The organism is Actinoplanes sp. KI2, assembly GCF_025630775.1.
Lineage (GTDB): Bacteria > Actinomycetota > Actinomycetes > Mycobacteriales > Micromonosporaceae > Actinoplanes.
Genome location: NZ_JAOSZE010000013.1, coordinates 34,654 through 52,880, shown reverse-complemented (window position 1 = coordinate 52,880; position 18,227 = coordinate 34,654). Strand labels below are relative to the sequence as shown.

Sequence of the window (18,227 nt, the reverse complement as noted above, 5' to 3'; positions counted from 1 at the left end):
TGACGATCCCGATCTGGACAGCGCCTGGCACCGTTCTCCACCGGGGCAAGCAGTTATCTGGGGGAGTGTGGAAGTCATGACCGCAATCGCTATGGCGGAGCAGGAGCGGCGTCAGACCGTCACGGTCTTGTTCATCGACATCGTGGGGTACACCTCGCTGACCGATGATCTTGACTGTGCGGTGGTCCGCGCGTTGCAGCGCGACTATTTCTCCACCGTGTGCGACGTGGTGCGAGCCGCGGACGGGGTGGTGGAGAAGTACGTCGGGGACGCGGTCATGGCGGTGTTCGGCACCGGGCCCGACGGGTTCGGCGCGGAGGCGGCCGCTTCGGCGGTGCGAGCGGGCCTGTCGGTCCAGGAGGCGTTGAGGGGGCAGCTCCTGGCCGGCAGGTTCGCGGTACGCACCCGGGTGGGTCTGGCGACCGGCGACGTGATCGTCGACGTGGCGGCGGCCCGCGAGTTCGGGCACGGCATGATCAGCGGCAGCGTGGTCTCGACCGCGGCCCGGCTCCAGGCGTACGCCCCGCACGACACCGTGGTGGTGTGCGCGGCGACCCGGGAGGTGACCGGCGAGCTGATCGCGTACCAGGAGATGCCGCCGGTGCGGGTGGCCGGCAAGCCGTACCCGCTCGACATCTGGCGCGCATTGCAGCCGCAGCGGGTGCTCTGCGCCGTGTCATAGCTCACGACCTGGGGTATTAGTCGCTATTATCCGGGATCTTCCGGCGGGTCCTTCGGCTCGTCTGCAGAAGAACTGTCGGAGGGTCCCGGTAGGCTCGCCGCGTCTCATTACCTAGGGCCGATGGGAAGTGCCACCTCGTGACCGCGGAAATTCTGTACGGGGCTGACGACCTCACGCACCTCGAGGGGCTGGACGCCGTCCGGAAACGCCCGGGCATGTACATCGGTTCCACCGACAGCCGCGGCGTCAACCATCTGGCCAACGAGATCATCGACAACTGCACCGACGAGGGCGTCGCCGGCCACGCCACCACGGTGTCGGTGATCATCCACGCCGACGGCTCGGTCCAGGTCGACGACGACGGCCGGGGCATTCCGACCGACATCAACGCCAAATCCGGCCTCAACGGCGTCGAGCTCGTGCTCACCCGGCTGCACGCCGGCGGCAAGTTCGGCGGCTCCGGCTACAAGACCTCCGGCGGCCTGCACGGCGTCGGCGCCTCCGCGGTCAACGCGCTGTCGCTGCGCTTCGACGTCACCGTCAAGCGGGACGGCAAGGTCCACGAGATCTCCTTCCACCGCGGCGCCCCGGGCGTGTTCGACGGCCCCGGCCCGACCGCCCGCTTCCACCCCGAGTCCGGCCTGCGGGTCGTCCGGAAGATGAAGCGCGGCGAGCGCGGCGGCACGTCCATCCGGTACTGGTACGACGCGCGCTACTTCGAGACCGGCGCCCGGCTCGACGCCGACGCGGTCCGGGCCAAGCTGCGCAACACGGCGTTCCTCGTCCCCGGCGTGACGTATACGTTGCGTGACGAGACCGCCGAGGAGCCGGCCACCGAGACCTTCCACTTCCCGCACGGCCTCACCGACATGGTCGACTACCTCACCCACCCCGGCGACAAGCCGGTCTCCGGCATCCTCCTGGTCACCGGCGAGGGTACATACAAGGAGAACGCCGCCGACGCGAACGGCGTGATGCAGTCCAACGTCGAGCGCCGGGCCGAGATCGAGGTCGCCTTCCGCTGGGGCACGGGCTACGACCGCACCATCGAGTGCTTCACCAACACGATCCGCAACATGCACGGCGGCACCCACCGCAAGGGCTTCGAGCGGGCCCTGGTGCGGGCGCTCACCGAGGCGATCCGCAACACCCGCGGCCTGCTGCGGCCCAAGGAGGATCCGCCGGTCCTCGACGACCTGCTCGAGGGCATGACCGCGGTGCTGCACGTGCGGGTGCCCGAGCCGCAGTTCACCTCGCAGACCAAGGACGAGCTGTCCACGGCCGGCCTCACCCGGGTGGTGCAGTCGCTGATCGAGGCGCACATCAAGGAGTGGATCGACGGCCGGCGCACCAAGACCGAGGCCCGGCTCGTGCTGCAAAAGGTGGTGGATGCCGCCCGCGTCCGCCTCACGCAGAAGCAGCAGAAGGACGCGGCCCGGCGCAAGACCGCGCTCGAGGGCGCCTCGATGCCGCCCAAGCTGGTCGACTGCCGGGCCACCGGCATCGCCCGCTCCGAGCTCTACATCGTCGAGGGTGACAGCGCGCTCGGCACCGCCCGGATGGCCCGGTCGTCGGAATATCAGGCCCTGCTGCCGATCCGCGGCAAGATCCTGAACGTGCAGAAGGCCTCCCTGCAGCAGGTGCTCGACAACGCCGAGTGCTCGGCGATCGTGCAGGTGCTGGGGGCCGGCTCCGGGCGTACGTTCGAGCTCGCCTCGCTCCGCTACGGCCGCGTCATGATCATGGCGGACGCCGATGTGGACGGATCGCACATCCGCACCCTGCTGATCACCCTGTTCGCGAAGTACATGCGGCCCGTGATCGAGGAGGGCCGGTTGTTCGCCGCCATGCCGCCGCTGCACAAGGTGGTCACCAAGGGGCGCAACGCGGAGACCGTCTTCACGTACACCCAGCAGGAGATGGAAGCCACCGTGGCGCGCTTCGAGCGGGCCGGCAGGACGGTGCAGAAACCCGTGCCGCGGTTCAAGGGTCTCGGCGAGATGGACGCCGACGAGCTGTGGGAGACCACGATGAACCCGGCCACCCGCACCGTCCGGCGGATCACCCTGGACGACGCCGAGCGCGCCGAGGCCACCCTCGAACTGCTGATGGGTGAGCGGGTCGAGCCGCGGAAGAACTGGCTGATCGAGGCGGCGGGCCGCATCGACGAAGACACGATCGACGCCTGAGAGGTCGCGGTTTCCCATGGCACGCCGTAAGAACGAGAACAACCGCGTCGACCCGTCCGCATTCGACCAGGCCGGCGCGCGGGTCATCGACAACCCGCTGACCACCGAGGTCGAGGATTCGTACCTGGAGTACGCGTACTCGGTCATCCACTCGCGCGCCCTGCCGGACGCGCGCGACGGCCTCAAGCCGGTCCACCGGCGCATCCTCTGGTCGATGTCGGAGCAGGGCCATCGCCCCGACCGCGCCTACGTGAAGTCCGCCCGAGTTGTCGGCGATGTGATGGGTAAATACCACCCGCACGGCGACGTGGCTATTTATGACGCATTGGTCCGTTTGGCGCAGAACTTCTCACTGAATGCCCCGTTGATCGACGGCCACGGCAACTTCGGATCTCCGGACGACGGCCCGGCCGCGGCGAGGTACACCGAGGCCCGGATGTCGCGGGAGGCGATGCTGCTGGTCGGGGAGCTCGGCGAGGGCACGGTCGACTTCAAGGCCACCTACGACGGCAGCGACCTCGAGCCCAAGGTGCTGCCGGCGGCGTTCCCCAACCTGCTGGTCAACGGCACCTCCGGCATCGCGGTGGGCATGGCGACCAACATGATCCCGCACAACCTCGGCGAGGTGGTGGCGGCCGCCCGGCACCTGATCACTCAGCCGGAGGCGGATCTCGACGAGCTGATGCGCTTCGTGCCCGGGCCCGACCTGCCGACCGGCGGGCAGCTGCTCGGCCTCGACGAGGTGCGCCGGGCGTACGAGACCGGGCGCGGCGTGGTGCGGATGCGGGCGCGGGCGCAGACCGGGCCCTTGGAGGGCGGGCGCGGCCGGCAGGCGATCACGGTGACCGAGCTGCCGTACGGCATCGGCACCGAGAAGATCATCGAGGCGATCACCGACGAGGTGAAGGGCAAGCTGATCGTCTCCGGTCCCAAGCGCGGGCAGCGGCAGGCCGCCCGGCTGCAGGGCATCGCGGACGTCAAGGACCTCACCGACCGCGAGCACGGCACCCGCCTGGTGATCGAGTGCAAGGTCGGCGTCAACCCGCAGGCGCTGCTCGCCGACCTCTACCGGCTGACCCCGCTGGAGACCTCGTTCGGCATCAACAACCTGGTGCTGCTCGACGGGCAGCCGCAGACGCTGGGGCTCAAGGCGCTGCTCGAGGTGTTCGTCCAGCACCGGTACGACGTGGTCACCCGGCGTACGCAGTTCCGCCGCACCAAGCGCGAGGACCGCCTGCACCTGGTCGACGGCCTGCTCATCGCCCTGATCGACATCGACCGGGTGGTCGCGATCATCCGGGGCAGCGACGACGCGGCCGCGGCCAAGGCGGCGTTGATGAGCGAGTTCAGCCTCTCCGACATCCAGGCGACGTACATCCTGGACACGCCGCTGCGGCGGCTCACCCGCTTCGACCGGATCGAGCTGGAGACCGAGCAGGAGCGGCTGCGCAACGAGATCGCCGAGCTGTCCCGCATCCTCGACAACACCGACGTGCTCAAGCAGGTCGTCTCGGACGAGTTGGCCGAGGTGGCGAGGGAGTTCGGCGCCGAGCGGCGCACCACGCTGATCGACGGCGACCTCAAGGAGGTGCTCGCGGCGAGCGCGCCGGCCGGGCCGCTCGAGGTCGCCGACGACCCGTGCCAGGTGATCCTCTCGGCCACCGGGCTGATCGCGCGGACCGCGGCGGAGAGCGAGGAGGCCACCGAGGCGCGCCGCCGCTCCGGCCGGGTGCGGCACGACGCGGTCCGCGCGGTGATCCACTCGACCGCTCGCGGCCGGATCCTGCTGGTCACCAACCGGGGCCGGGCGTTCAAGACGGACGTGCTGCCGCTGCCGGTGCTGCCCGAGCAGTCCGGCACGGTGTCGCTGCGCGGTGGGATGTCGGCGTCCGAGCTCATCCCGCTGGAGCGGGGCGAGCAGGTGGTCGGTATTGCGCCGCTCGCCGACGGCTCGCCCGGCCTCGCGATGGGCACCAAGTTCGGCGTGGTGAAGGTGTGCGCGCCGGAGTGGCCGGTCCGGTCGGACGAGTTCGAGGTGATCACGCTCAAGGACGGCGACGAGGTCGTGCAGGCGGCCTGGCTCACCGACGGCAACGAGTCGCTGGTGTTCGTCGCGTCCGACGCGTCGCTGCTGCGGTTCCCGGCCAAGACCGTACGGCCGCAGGGTCTCAAGGGCGGCGGCATGGCGGGCATCAACCTGTCCGACGGCGCCGAGGTGCTGTCGTTCAACGTGGTCGTCACCGCGGACGCCGAGCACGGCGAGCCGATGGTGGTGACCTCGACCGGCACGCAGGTGAAGGTGACGCCGTTCGCGCAGTACCCGGCGAAGGGCCGGGCGACCGGCGGCGTGCGGGCGCAGCGGTTCCTCAAGGGCGAGGCGCGGTTGGCGGTGGCATGGGTCGGTCCGCGCCCGGTCGGCGCGAGCACCACGGGCGACCCGGTCGACCTGCCCGACCCGGACGGCCGGCGGGACGGCTCGGGCGCCGCGGTGATGATGGGCCCCCAGATCATCGGCCACCTGATCGAGCGCGGCTGACGGGCGAACGGCCGCCGCCGGGGAGTCGGTCGCCGAGCCGGGGAGTGGGTCGCCGAGCCGGGCCGGGCCGGGTGCGGGGCTGAGGGTCGTGGTCGACCTCAGCCGCGGCTCTGCCCGACGCGAGGCCTGTCGGCGGCGGTCACCAGCCAGGCCAGCCCGGCGCCGACCGCAAAGGCGGCCATCGCCCACGGCGCCGCGATGGTGACCAGGACGGCCGGCACGACGACGCCCTTCGCGAAGCGGTGGCGGGCCCCTTCCACCACCCCGCACGCCAGGCCGACGACCCCGGTGACGAGGATCCAACAACCCAGCACGAACATGCCGGCCAGGACCACCAGGCCCTCGCGCGGACAACCCGGAGGCACGTAGTCCGGCGCGTCGCTCGGCGACGAGCAGTTACGGCCGAGCCCGGTCGGCCACACGGTGATCAACAGCACGAGCGGGTTGACCGTCCACGCCAGAACCGCGACGGTCACCCAAGCGGCTGTGCGCCCCCGCGAGGCGTGGGCTTCCTGCGGATGTTGATGATTCACGCCTACGAGCGTGGCGGGGTGCGGCACCGGCTCGGCCACCGCCCGGTACCGGCTTGGTCACGGCGCCCGGTATCGGCTTTTTCACGGCGCCCGGTACCGGCTTGGTCACCGCGCCCGGTACCGGCTTGTCACGGCGCCCGCGGGTCGGTAAGGGCGTCAGTGGTCGTAGCCAAGATGCGGAAGCGGTGCGGATTCCACGAACCGCTCGATTCGGGTGAGGGTCTGGCCGGTGTGGCTGTGCAGGTGGCCGCTCATGCCCAGGGCCGTGGCGGCGTCGACATGCTCCAGGGTGTCGTCGATGAACAGCGCGTCGGCCGGGTCCGCCCGAACGCTGTGCAGAGCGATCGCGTAGATGCGCGGGTCGGGTTTCGCGTAGCCGACCTCGCAGGACAGTACGACGGTGTCGGCGAGGTCGAGCACGCCCGCCTCGGCCAGGCCGGCCCGGATGTCGGGCCAGGCGTTGCTGACGATGGTGATCGTCGCCCGTCCGTGGATGCGGCGCAGGCCGGTGAGCAGCGCGGAGTTCCAGGTCTGCCGCGCGCGCAGGTCGGCTCGGATCGCTGCGGCCTGCCTCTCGTCGAGGTGCAGCCGATCGGCGATGGTGCGCCACCAGGCTGCCTCGCCGACGCGGCCGACGAGGATCTGGTCGTCGTTGCCGGCGAACAGCGCGGCGAGGAAGGCGTGCGGGGCGATGCCGAGGCGGTCTCCCCAAGCGGCCGCGGCCGCGGTCAAGCAGTCCGCCATGAGGACGCCGCCGACGTCGATCAGGAGGGCGGGCCGGCGGGCACCGGCTTTCCCAAGGCTCACTCGGCAAGTATGGGGTGAGGGTGACCAGGCAGGTCAGCCCGGCGGTCGCGGCAGAGCCGCGAGTGACGCTCAGCTCGCGGGGAGACGGCGGTTCGGTCGCCGCTGCGGTTGGGCGAGGTGTCAGCCGTACGATATGACGGTTTTGATTGCCTGCAGGGTGTAGGTGAGCGGGAGCCGGTCGGGGTCCTCGTCGAGCACCCACTCGCCGTCGGGCCGCAGGCTCATGCGGCCGGGCAGGGCCTCCCAGGGGACCGAGCGGTGCTCGACCAGGCCGGTCACCGTCAGGCCGGCGTCGAGGAGGGCGGTGATGATCTCGCCGAGGCCGTGGTTCCACTCGTGGGTGGTGCTGCCGCGCAGGTCGATGTCGGTCTCGACGTAGGAGCCGTCGGAGACGAAGACGGTGGGCTCGGCTCGCTCAAAATAAGGATATTTCACCACAAGGGCGTCGAGGCGTTCGTCGTCGAGCGCCCAGAGCATGGGGTGGCCCTCGCGGACGAAGAGCCGTCCGCCCGGCCGCAGCAGCGCGGCCACGACCCGGGCCCAGCGAGCGATGTCGGGCAGCCAGCACAACGCGCCGACTCCGGTGTAGACGAAGTCGTAGCCGTCGCCGGCCGCGGCGACCGCGTCATAGACGTCGGCCTGGACGAAGCGGACGTCGGCGCCGGCCTTGGCGGCGACCGCCCGAGCCTCATATAGTGATTTGTCAGAAAAGTCTAGGCCGGTCATCGTGGCGCCGAGCCGGGTCAACGACACCGTGTCGGTGCCGATGTGACACTGCAGGTGAATTCCGCGCTGATCGGCCAGGGAGCCGAGCAGCGGGCGGTCGAAGGCGACCACGTCGCTCAGCGCCGCCGGGTCGGACGCGAGCTGGGCCACCGGATAGCCGGGCGAGGCGGCGTGAGCGGCGGCGCGCTCGTTCCAATGGGCCAGATTGACGTCCCGATAGTCGCTCACGGGGGCACGATAGACGCGCGGCCCGCGCGCCGTACAGTTTCGAGCGGGTTGATGCGAGCAGAGGGGACGCGAGCTTGGAGAGCAGGCGTACGACGGTGCGTGACGTGCGCCGGGCCAATCGGTCCAGCCTGCTCACCGACCTGTTCCACGGCGGGTTGCAGAGCCGGCAGCAGCTGGCCGGCACGACCGCGCTCAGCCAGGCCAGCGTCAGCAACCTGATCGGCGAGATGCTCGAGGAGGGCCTGGTCGAGGAGGCCGGCCTGGTCGGCTCGGACGGCGGCCGCCCTCGGGTGCTGCTGCAGGTGCGGCCCGGCTTCCGGTACGTGGTCGGTGCCGACGTCGCCGAGACGCGCGTCCTGATCGAGCTCTACGACCTGTCGATGGCCCGGCTCGCGCAGGCCGAGTTCGAGCACGACGACGACCCGTCCCAGGTCGCCGAGCAGTTGCTGGCCGGCCTGGCCGCGGTGACCGCCGACGCCGGCGTCGACCCGGCGCAGGTGCTCGGCTACGGCGTGGGCGTGCCCGGCGTGGTCGACCGGGACGGCGTGGTCGACTCCCAGTCCACCGGCTGGGACGAGGTGCCGCTGGGCACGATGCTCCGGGCCGGCACCGAGGTCCCGATCTTCGTGGACAACGGCGCGAAGACCTTCGGCCAGGCCGAGATGTGGTTCGGCTCCGCCCGCGGCGCCCGGCACGCGGTCATCATCATGATCGGCACCGGGGTCGGTGCCGCGGTGGTGATGGACGGCCGCAGCTACCGGGGCGCCAACAGCAACGCCGGCGAGTGGGGCCACACGACGCTGGTCTACGACGGCGAGGTCTGCCGCTGCGGCGCCCGGGGCTGCCTGGAGGCCTACGTCGGCGCCGGCGGCATCGGGCGCCGTCTCGCCGCCGCCACCGGCCGCCCGCACACCCCGTCGCTGCTCGCCGAGTTGCTCGCCGACCCGCCCCCGGCGGCTCGGGAGGTCTTCGCCGAGACGGCCGGCTATCTGGGCGCGGGCATCGCCGACCTGATCAACCTGTTCAGCCCGGAGCGCATCGTCCTCGGCGGCATCGCGGGTTCGGTGCTGGGCGAGCGCTTCCTTCCGGAGATCCGCGAGGCGGCGGCCCGGCACGCTCTGCGCCGCCCCTACTCACAGACCAGAATCGATCTGTGCACGCTCGGGCCGGACGCGGTGGCGATGGGTGCGGCGACGCTGCCGATCGCGCAGCTGCTGGCCGACGGCGGCCTTCCGGAGCCGGAGGAGCCCATGATCGCGCTGCCGCCGAGGTCGCGTCGCCCGCAAGGCTCAAGACGATAAAAGCCGAAGCAGAGGTACGAGGCTGAGGGGCCGCACAACCGCAGTCGGCGTCTCCCCGCCGTAGCGACCGGCCTGGTTGCAACGCAAGGCCGTACCGGGCTGCCGGGCCGGCGGGTGGCGCGGGGCGGTTGCGGTCAACGATCGTCCAGGCGGGAAGGGGCGGCGGCGAAGGTGGTGGGGGCCTGCGCCGCCGCCCGGCATACGCGGGGGCCTACTTGCTCGGCTGCGGGATGTCACACTTGATCTTCGGGTTGATGCCCATCCAGTTCAGTGGCCCGGCCACGATCGTGACCACAATGGTGCCGGCCTTCGCGCAGCTGGCGTCGCCGGTGTTCTTGAAGTAGCCGCGCTGGGCGGCGGCCACGGTGCCCAGCACCAGCCAGATGACGATGATGACGGCGCCGATAGATCCGGTACGCATCGCGGGACTCCTCGGTCTTGGGGATGCCCACCGGGTACCCCGGACCCGTCGATCTTTAAACGACCGCTTACCCGTACGGTGAAAGGAAGGTGGAGCCCGCCGACGGCCTCGGAATGATCCCGCGAAGCCGCCGGCGGGAGATCACGCCTCGCGGGTGCGGGCGATGGTGTCGCGGAACCAGAGGGCGCTCTGCTTGGGCGTGCGCACCTGCGACTCGTAGTCGACGTGCACGATGCCGAAGCGCTTGGCGTATCCCTCGGCCCACTCGAAGTTGTCCATCAGCGACCACGCGAAGTAGCCGCGGACGTCTGCCCCCTGCGCGCGAGCGTCGGCCACCGCCGCCAGATGCGTAGCCAAATAAGCGGTACGGGCGTCATCAGCGACAAATCCGGAACTGTCGGGAGCGTCGGGGAAGGCGGCGCCGTTCTCGGTGATGACCATGGGCAGGCCGGGGTAGTCGCGGTGCAGGCGCACCAGGAGCTGGGTGAAGCGGTCCGGGGTGATCGGCCAGTTCATCGCGGTGCGCGGGGTGTCCGGCAGCACGGCCCGCACGACCGGCTCCCCGTCGGCGTCGTGCGTGTTGCCCGACTCGTCGGTTCCGGCGAAGTCCTGTCCGAAGTAGAAGTTGACCCCCAGCACCTCGAACGGCGCCGAGATGACCTCCAGGTCGCCGTCCACGACCGGAAACGCCTTGCCCCGGGCGGCCAGGTCCGCCACGACGTCCGCGGGATAGCGGCCGTGCCGCAGCGGGTCCAGGTAGATCCGCAACCCCATCCCGTCGGCGCGCCGGGCCGCGTCGCGGTCGATGTCGGTGTCCGAGGCGGGATCGGCCGTGCCCATGTTGAGCGTGATTCCGTACGTGTGCGGCCGGGTCTCCCGCGCCCGCATCCGCTGCATCGCCAGCCCGTGCCCGAGCAGCAGGTGATGCACCGCCGACAGGTGGTCGTCGAAGTTCTGCCGGCCCGGCGCGTGTATCCCCGCGTGATACCCGAGCCAGGCCGAGCACCACGGCTCGTTCAGCGTCGTGAAGGTCGCCACCCGGTCCTGCAACTTGTCGAACACCAGCGCCACGTAGTCCGCGAACCGGTACGCCGTGTCCCGCACCGGCCAGCCGCCCGCGTCCTCCAGCTCCTGCGGCAGGTCCCAGTGGTACAGCGTCACCCACGGGTCGATCCCGTTGGCCAGCAACTCGTCGACCAGCCGGTCGTAGAAGGCGAGCCCGGCCGGGTTGACCGGCCCGCGACCACCGGGCTGCACGCGCGGCCAGGACACCGAGAACCGGTACGCGTCCACGCCCAGCGACTTGATCAGCGCGACGTCCTGCGGCATCCGGTGGTAGTGGTCGCACGCGACGTCGCCGTGGTCGCCGTTGTGCACGGCGCCGGGCTTGCGGCAGAACGTGTCCCAGATGGACGGTGTGCGCCCGTCCTCGAACGCGGCCCCCTCGATCTGATAGGCGGAGGTGGCGACGCCCCACTGGAACGTGGGCGGCAGGCCGGCAATCGGCGCGGCGGCTAGCGGGGCGGTCGTGGTGGTGGGGTTCATGACTCTCCAGAGTGGGGATAGGAAAGAGGGCCGGTCCCGCGGTATGAAGGACCGGCCCTCTACGTCATCCGACGGTTTGCTCGGCCGGATGCAGCCAGCACGCGACGGAACGGCCGGCTCCATCCGGGACGTCCGGACGGCCGAGCACCGGGATGGCGCTGGAGCAGGGCTCGAAGGCCCTGGGGCAACGGGGGTGGAACGAGCACCCCGCGGGCATGCCCGCGAGGTCCGGCGGGGATCCGGGAATGCCCGCGAGCTCACGCCGCGCGCCCCGCAGGGCCGGGAAAGAGCTCAACAGACCTTTGCTGTACGGGTGCAGAGCGTCCCGGTAGATCGTGGCCGCGGGCGCCTGTTCGACGATCCGGCCGCCGTACATGATGGCGATCCGGTTGGAGAACTCGACCAGCAGCGACAGGTCGTGCGTGATGAAGATGACCGAGAAGCCGAGCCGTTCGCGCAGCTCGATCAGCTGGCCCAGGATCTGCCGCTGCATCACCACGTCCAGCGCGGTGGTCGGCTCGTCCATGATGACCACCTGCGGCTGCAGGATCAGCGCCATGCCGATCATCACGCGCTGGCGCATGCCGCCGGAGAGCTGGTGCGGGTACGCGTCCATCCGGTCGGGGGAGATGCCGACCAGCTTGAGCATCTCCCGGGCCCGGGCGGTGCGGGTGTGCTCGCTCATCTTCGGCTCGTGCGCCCGCAGCACGTCGGTCAGCTGGGTGGAGATCTTGTGGACCGGGTTGAGCGAGTTCATCGCGCCCTGGAACACGATCGCCGTCTCGGCCCAGCGGAACTCCCGCAGCGCGCGGTCGCTCAGCCCGAGCACGTCGTACGCCTGGCCGCTCGGCGGGTGGTAGATCACCTCGCCGCCGGTGATCACACCGGGCGGCGCGAGCAGCCGGGTCATCCCGTAGGCGAGCGTCGACTTGCCGGAGCCGCTCTCCCCGGCCAGGCCGAGCACCTCGCCCTTGTGCAACGTCAGACTCACGTCGCGTACGGCGCGGACCGCCTTGTCGCCCAGGCCGTAGTCGACGTTGAGGTTGCGAATCTCGAGAACCGGCTCCATCACTTCGCCTCTCGTGCCACGGGGGTGACCAGCCCGGCCGGCTCCTTGACGGCAGGCGCGCCGCCCATGACCGGGGTGAAGCCGATCCGCATCCGGACGGTCCGCCCGCGCGCCGTCCGCAGCTTGGTCTTGCCGGCGCTGCGCAGTCGCGGGCTGACGAACTCGTCGATGCCGAAGTTGATCAGCGAAAGCGCCATGCCGAGCAGGGCGATCGCCAGGCCGGCCGGTACGAACCACCACCACGCGTCCTGGCCGAGCGCCTGCTGGCCCTGCGCCCAGAACAGGATCGTGCCCCAGTTCCAACCGTTGTTGACGACGCCGATGAAGGCCAGGGTGATCTCGGAGAGCACCGCGAAGATGACCGTGCCGACGAAGCCGGAGGCGATCACCGCGGTGAGGTTGGGCAGCAGCTCGAAGCCGATGATCCGCCAGGTGCGCTCGCCGGACGCCCGGGACGCCTCGACGAAGTCCCGCCGGCGCAGCGACAGCGTCTGCGCGCGCAGCACCCGGGCGTTCCACGACCAGCAGGTGAGCCCGATGATCACCGCGATCATCGTGTCGCTGACGTTGTTCAGCGTCGAGGTGATGATGATCATCAGGGGCACGGCCGGGATGACCAGGACGACGTTGGTGATCACCGACAGCGTGTCGTCGGCCTTGCCGCCGATGTATCCCGACGCGACGCCGACCAGCACGCTCAGCGTGGTCGCGATGAACGCGGCCAGGAAGCCGACGTACACCACGCTGCGGGTGCCGACCAGCAGCTGGCTGAGGACGTCCTGTCCGAGGTGGGTGGTGCCGAGCCAGTGCTCGGCCGACGGGCCCTGCACCAGCGCGTTGCTGCGCGCGTCGGGGTCGTACGGCGCGATCCACGGACCGATGACCGCGAAGACCACGTACACGCCGAGGATGGCCAGGCCGATCGACGCCTTGCCGTTGCGCAGGAAGCGGAACCGCTCCCGCCGGGCCTTCTCCGGCTTCGCCGCCTCGGGCTGCGCCATCGAGCCCTGGCCGGGAATGACCTGCTCGATGCTGGAGGTGGGAATCGTCATCGCTCAGCCCTCCTTGCGGGTGCGCGGGTCGAGCAGCAGGTACGCGACGTCGGCCAGCAGGTTGGCCAGCAGCACGGCGATCGTGATGATCAGGAAGATGCCCTGCATCAGCGGGTAGTCCTTGGCGCCGACCGCCTGCAGCAGCGTGTAGCCGAGCCCCGGGTAGGAGAAGACGATCTCGACGAGCAGGGTGCCGCCGACGATGAAGCCGAGCGCCAGGGCGAAGCCGGAGACGCTGGGCAGCAGCGCGTTGCGGGCCGCGTAGGAGAGCGCGACCCGCCGCTCGGGCAGGCCCTTCGCGTGCGCGACGGTGATGTAGTCCTCGGAGGACACCGTCACCATCATGTTGCGCATGCTCAGGATCCAGCCGCTGACCGAGGAGATCAGGATGGTCAGCGCCGGCAGCAGGCTGTGCTGGATCGCGCTCGGGATGAAGTACTGGTCCCAGGCCGGCACCAGCTCCGAGTCGAAGCCGCCGGAGGACGGGAAGAAGCTGCCCGGCCCGGCGAGCAGGTAGATCGAGATGATGCCGAGCCAGAAGTACGGCACCGAGGAGAAGAACGTGGTGACCGGCAGCAGGCCGTCCGCCCACGAGCCGCGCCGCCAGCCGGCCAGCACGCCGAGTCCGGTGCCGAGCGTGAAGCTGATGATCGTGGTGAGGCCGACCAGCAGCACCGTCCAGGGCAGCGCCTGGCTGATCACCTGGGAGACCGGGGCCGGGAAGAAGGTGAACGACAGGCCCAGGTCGCCGTGGAAGATCTGCTTCCAGTAGTCGAGGTACTGCTCCCAGAGGCTCTGGTGCTTGTCCAGTCCGAACAGGACGTAGAGCGACGCGATCGACTTGGTGGAGAGCTGGCCCTGGTACTTGGCGATCAGCGACTGGACCGGGTCGCCCGGCACGAGCCGCGGGATGAAGAAGTTGATGGTGATCGCGGCCCAGGCGGTGAAGAGGTAGAACGCCATGCGCTGGAGGAAGTACTTCACTTCGCTGACTCCTTCGCCGCCGAGTCGTACAGCCAGCAGGCGGCCCAGTGGCCGGGCGTGTCGCCGATCGCCAGCGGGACGGGCAGGTCGGTCGAGCAGCGCGGCATCGCGGACGGGCAGCGTGGGTGGAAACGGCAGCCGGACGGCGGGTGGATCAGGCTCGGCGGCTCGCCGTTGCCCCGGTCCTCCTCGAGCGGGTCGACGTCGCCCGTTAGCCGGTCCGGGTCCGGCGCCGAGTCGATCAGCAGCCGGGTGTACGGGTGCGCCGGCGACTGGGTGACCGTCTCGCTGTCGCCGCCCTCGACCATCCGGCCCGCGTACATCACCAGGGTCTGGTCGGCGAAGTAGCGGGCCGACGCGATGTCGTGGGTGATGTACAGGATCGCCAGGTTGAGCCGCTCCTTGAGGTCGCGCAGCAGGTTCAGCACGCCGAGCCGGATGGAGACGTCCAGCATGGACACCGGCTCGTCGGCGAGCAGCGCCTCGGGCCGGGCGCCGAGGGCGCGGGCGATCGCCACCCGCTGCCGCTGGCCGCCGGAGAGCTCGTGCGGGAACTTGTCCAGGTAACGCTCGGGCGGGGTAAGGCTGACCCGGGTGAGCAGCTCGTGCAGGGCCGCCTCGAGGTCGCCGCCGTCGTTGCGGTGGATCCGCAGCGCCCGGGTGAGGTGGTAGCGGATCGTGTGCACCGGGTTCAGCGAGGCGAACGGGTCCTGGAAGATCATCTGGACCCGACTGGCGTAGCCGCGGAACTGGCGGCCGGCCTTGACCCGGGTGGACTCCCCGTGCAGCCGGATGTCGCCGCCGGTGCGCGGATAGAGCTGGGCGAGCAGGCGGGCGACGGTCGACTTGCCGGAGCCCGATTCGCCGACGAGCGCGACGACCTGGCCGCGGCGGAGGGTCAGGTGCACGTCGTCGACGGCGTGCACCGCGTTGTGCGTTCGCGTGAAGAGCTCACGCAGAGTCCGGCGGACGGGGAAGTGCTTGGTCAGGCCTACCGCCTCAAGCACCACCTCGCCGGTCGGGGCCTTGGCGTCCTGAGTAGACGTCATGCCACTTCCTTTGCGGGGGTGGATCGTGTGCCGCCGCTCCCCGCTGGGACGGGGAGCGGCGGGGTCACGCGATCAGGAGTTGGCGGGCTTGAGGTGCAGGACGACGTCGAGCGCGTACGGCTGGGTGGGCTGCATGCCCGCGTAGGCGTCGGCGTCGGACGGCCAGCCGATCCAGTTCTTGGTGCTGTAGGCGCCGCCCACGTTGTCGGAGCCGACCGGCAGCATCGGCACCTGCTCGACGAAGACCTTCTGGATCTGGTTCATCGCCGTGGTGCGGTCGGCGTCGCTGGTGGCGTTCGCGTACGCCTTGAGGGCCGCGGTGGCCTCCGGCGACTTGAACCGGCCGAAGTTGCCCTGCTGCGCCGCGGTGCCGATCGGCTTGAGCAGGTCACCGTCCATCACGGTCTGGTAGATGTCGTACGGCGTGGCGCCGCCGTTGGTCCAGCGCATGGTGGCCTGGAAGTCGCCCTTCTGGACGTTCTGGTCCCACTTGTCCTGGTTGGCCTTGTCGACCGTGGCGGCGATGCCGATCTGGGCGAGGTTGGTCTTGATGATCTCCAGCGTGGTCTGGTAATCGGACCACGGCGCCGGGTCGGTCAGGGTGATCTTGACCGGCTTGCCGGACGGGTCGGTCAGCGTCGTCCCGTTCAGCTTGTATCCGGCCTTCGCCAGCAGCGCCTTCGCGCCCTCGACGTCCGGGGTGAGGGTCTTGCCCTTGTACTCGGGCGCGACGAACGCGTCGCCGGCGCCCGCGGGCAGGCCGGTCACGCTGTCGATCTGCGGGTGGAAGTAGCCGGCCTCGGCCTGGGTGAAGATGTCCGCCCGGTTGACGACCATGTTCATCGCCTGGCGCAGCTTCGGGTCGTCGAACGGCTTGACCGTGGTGTTGATGTAGAGGCCGTGGATGCCGAGCACGCCGGGCGCCCAGATCTTGTGGTTGGCCGGGTCCTTCGAGACGAAGGTGGCCTGGTAGTTCGGGATGAAGACGAAGCTCCACTCGGATTCGCCGTTGGCCAGGGCGGTCGTCTGCGCGCTGTTGTCCGCGTAGGACACGTAGCGCAGCTCCTTGACCTTCGGCAGGTCCTGCCAGTAGCCGCTGGAGCGCTCGGTCAGCACAATGCCGGCCTGGGTGAACGACTTCAGCGTGTACGGGCCGGAGCCGATCGGGTTCTTGTTGATGTCGGTGGCCGGGTCCTTGATCGTCTCCCAGATGTGCTTCGGCACGATCGTCGTCTGCGCCATGATCTTGACCTGGTTGACGAACTGCGACGACTTGAACGTCACGTGCACGACGTTGCCGTTGACCGTGATCTGGTCGAACGGGATCGCGTACTGGTTGAGCGCTTCGTTGCCCTTGAGCAGGTTGAAGGTGTACGCCACGTCGTCGGCGGTCAGCTTCTGCCCGTCCGACCAGGTGGCGTTGTCGCGGACGGTGATGTCCGCCGACTTGTAGTCCGACGCCCACTTGACCTCGCTGGCCAGCCACGGCTTGGCCGGGTCGGCCGGCTTGACCGGGTTCCACATGAGCAGCGGCTCGTAGATCATCCACTTGTAGCCGAGCGCGTTGGCCGACGAGGTGCCGGCGAACGGGTTGTGGTTCTCGGTCTGCGTGCCGTTCGGCATGCCGATCTTCAGGTAGTCGACGCCCGCCTTGTTGGCGTTCGCGTTGTTGGCGTTGGGCGAGTCACCGCAGGCGGCGAGGCCGCCGGTGGCGAGCACACCCGCCAGCGCGACCGCGAACAGTTTCCTTCTCTGCATCGAAGGTGCTCCTGTCAATGAAAGGGGTGAAGAGGGGTGCCCGAGGGCGTGCGGCATCGCGGCGCCGGCCCTCGGCCTGCTCCGGATGTCGCGGGTTGGTGCGTTGTGGTGCGGTCGTCGGGGCGCGACGACGGGAACGAAAGCTATGGGTCAGGCGACCGTGGAGCCGCGGGTCACGAACGAGGTGGGAATGACGGTCGGTTCGCTGGGCAGGGGTGAGCCCTCGAAGTGCGCGAGCAGCGTGCGGGCCGCGGCCTCGCCCATCTCGCGCAACGGTTGGTGCACTGTGGAGAGCGGCGGCTGGGTGTGCGCCGCGGTCGGTATGTCGTCGAAGCCGACCACCGCCACGTCCTGCGGGGTGCGGCGGCCGGTGTCCAGCAGCGCCTGCATCGCGCCGAGCGCGGAAAGGTCGTTGTGGGCGAAGACCGAGTCGAACTCGACCCCCGCGGCGAGCGCGGCGTGCACGGCGTCGGCTCCGCAGGCGACCGTGAAGTCGCCGAGCGAGACCCGCTCCGGCGGGATGGCGAGGCCGGCCTCCGCGTACACCGCGGCGAAGCCGGCCATGCGCTGGTCGGTGCAGCCGAACCGCTCCGGCCCGGTGACCACCAGCGGCTTGCGACGGCCGATCTCGAGCAGATGCCGGGCGGCCGACCCGGCGCCGTCGTGGTTGGTGGTGCCGACGCTCGGGATCTCGCCGGTGCTCTGGTCGCGGTCGTCGATGAGCACCACCGGCAGGCCGCGGCGGTGCAGGGTGGCGATGTAGTCGAGAGTGCCCTCGGGCTCGATGACCAGCAGGCCGTCGAAGGACTTCGCGGAGACCTGGGCGCCGAACTGGCGCATCGACTCGTCGCCCCGGTTGCAGGTGAACAGCAGCAGGCCGTACCGCTCGGTCTCCAGCACGTCGACGGCGCCCTGCAGCACCTCGCCGATCCACGGCCAGGTCAGCGACGGCACCAGCATGGCCACCACCCGGGTGCGGCCGCGGGCCAGGCCGACGGCCCGGGAGCTGGGCACGTAGCCGAGCTCGTCGATCACCGCGCGGACCCGGGCCGCGGTCGACTCGTCGAGCTCACCCTTGCCGTTGAGCACCCGGGACACGGTGGTCTTGCTGACCTTTGCCCGGGCCGCCACGTCGGCGATGGTGATCGGCACTGGTCCAGGCCCCCTCGTCTGCATGCCCGCAATTCTCATCGACGTCCGGCCGGTTACCGCCGGGCGCTGACGATGTTGCTCGGGTGTTTCGGAACCGGTTTCGGTACCGGTTCCGGCAGTTAACGTCAGTGGCCCCGGTCACGTCAATGAGAAACAAACTTTTATTTGTGTATCGAGACGATAACCGGGGTGATA

The 18,227-nt window shown here is 70.0% G+C and carries 15 protein-coding genes; 4 read left to right on the top strand and 11 right to left on the bottom strand.

What is annotated here, in order from left to right; genetic code table 11:
* Positions 1-76: 76 nt before the first annotated feature.
* From ODJ79_RS15340 to ODJ79_RS15330, 3 genes are all read left to right on the top strand, one after another.
* Positions 77-682 (top strand): adenylate/guanylate cyclase domain-containing protein, encoded by a 606-nt coding sequence (locus tag ODJ79_RS15340; protein ID WP_263024111.1) that lies wholly within the window; start codon positions 77-79, stop codon positions 680-682.
* A gap of 137 nt (positions 683-819) precedes the next feature.
* Positions 820-2,871 carry a type IIA DNA topoisomerase subunit B gene (locus ODJ79_RS15335; RefSeq protein ID WP_263024110.1) on the top strand — a complete coding sequence of 684 codons (2,052 nt, stop codon included), beginning with the start codon at positions 820-822 and terminating at the stop codon, positions 2,869-2,871.
* A 16-nt stretch (positions 2,872-2,887) separates the two neighbouring features.
* Positions 2,888-5,407, top strand: a complete 2,520-nt coding sequence (locus ODJ79_RS15330; protein ID WP_263024109.1) for a DNA topoisomerase (ATP-hydrolyzing) subunit A — start codon at positions 2,888-2,890, stop codon at positions 5,405-5,407.
* Positions 5,408-5,505: 98 nt separating this feature from the next.
* Here the strand turns inward: ODJ79_RS15330 and ODJ79_RS15325 are convergent, their stop codons facing one another.
* The 3 genes from ODJ79_RS15325 to ODJ79_RS15315 form a co-directional block, all read right to left on the bottom strand.
* A complete protein-coding gene (locus tag ODJ79_RS15325; RefSeq protein ID WP_263024108.1) occupies positions 5,506-5,883 on the bottom strand; it encodes a hypothetical protein in 378 nt (125 codons plus the stop codon).
* Positions 5,884-6,096: 213 nt separating this feature from the next.
* On the bottom strand, positions 6,097-6,747 hold the full coding sequence (locus ODJ79_RS15320) for an HAD family hydrolase (protein WP_263024107.1): 651 nt from the start codon (positions 6,745-6,747) through the stop codon (positions 6,097-6,099).
* Positions 6,748-6,867: 120 nt separating this feature from the next.
* Entirely contained in the window at positions 6,868-7,701 is an 834-nt protein-coding gene (locus ODJ79_RS15315) for a class I SAM-dependent methyltransferase (protein WP_263024106.1), read from the bottom strand.
* 104 nt (positions 7,702-7,805) lie between these two features.
* Between ODJ79_RS15315 and ODJ79_RS15310 the strand changes: the two genes are divergently transcribed.
* Positions 7,806-9,002, top strand: a complete 1,197-nt coding sequence (locus ODJ79_RS15310; protein WP_263024105.1) for an ROK family protein — start codon at positions 7,806-7,808, stop codon at positions 9,000-9,002.
* A 211-nt stretch (positions 9,003-9,213) separates the two neighbouring features.
* Here ODJ79_RS15310 and ODJ79_RS15305 read toward each other — a convergent pair whose 3' ends face one another.
* The 8 genes from ODJ79_RS15305 to ODJ79_RS15270 all read right to left on the bottom strand — a co-directional run bounded on the left by ODJ79_RS15305 (position 9,214) and on the right by ODJ79_RS15270 (position 18,032).
* The gene (locus tag ODJ79_RS15305; protein WP_263024104.1) at positions 9,214-9,423 is read right to left on the bottom strand and encodes a hypothetical protein; all 210 of its coding nucleotides are present in this window, start codon (positions 9,421-9,423) and stop codon (positions 9,214-9,216) included.
* A gap of 141 nt (positions 9,424-9,564) precedes the next feature.
* Positions 9,565-10,968 carry a GH1 family beta-glucosidase gene (locus ODJ79_RS15300; protein ID WP_263024103.1) on the bottom strand — a complete coding sequence of 468 codons (1,404 nt, stop codon included), beginning with the start codon at positions 10,966-10,968 and terminating at the stop codon, positions 9,565-9,567.
* A gap of 64 nt (positions 10,969-11,032) precedes the next feature.
* A complete protein-coding gene (locus ODJ79_RS15295) occupies positions 11,033-12,037 on the bottom strand; it encodes an ABC transporter ATP-binding protein (protein WP_263024102.1) in 1,005 nt (334 codons plus the stop codon).
* Positions 12,037-13,089 carry an ABC transporter permease gene (locus tag ODJ79_RS15290; RefSeq protein WP_263024101.1) on the bottom strand — a complete coding sequence of 351 codons (1,053 nt, stop codon included), beginning with the start codon at positions 13,087-13,089 and terminating at the stop codon, positions 12,037-12,039. Before ODJ79_RS15290 ends, ODJ79_RS15295 begins: the two co-directional genes overlap by 1 nt.
* A 3-nt stretch (positions 13,090-13,092) precedes the next feature.
* The gene (locus ODJ79_RS15285) at positions 13,093-14,073 is read right to left on the bottom strand and encodes an ABC transporter permease (protein ID WP_263024100.1); all 981 of its coding nucleotides are present in this window, start codon (positions 14,071-14,073) and stop codon (positions 13,093-13,095) included.
* Positions 14,070-15,122, bottom strand: a complete 1,053-nt coding sequence (locus ODJ79_RS15280) for an ABC transporter ATP-binding protein (RefSeq protein WP_263024099.1) — start codon at positions 15,120-15,122, stop codon at positions 14,070-14,072. Before ODJ79_RS15280 ends, ODJ79_RS15285 begins: the two co-directional genes overlap by 4 nt.
* Positions 15,123-15,194: 72 nt before the next feature.
* Complete coding sequence (locus ODJ79_RS15275; protein WP_263024098.1) at positions 15,195-16,880, bottom strand: ABC transporter substrate-binding protein; 1,686 nt, start codon at positions 16,878-16,880, stop codon at positions 15,195-15,197.
* A 150-nt stretch (positions 16,881-17,030) separates the two neighbouring features.
* Positions 17,031-18,032 carry a LacI family DNA-binding transcriptional regulator gene (locus ODJ79_RS15270; RefSeq protein ID WP_263024261.1) on the bottom strand — a complete coding sequence of 334 codons (1,002 nt, stop codon included), beginning with the start codon at positions 18,030-18,032 and terminating at the stop codon, positions 17,031-17,033.
* Positions 18,033-18,227: the final 195 nt, after the last annotated feature.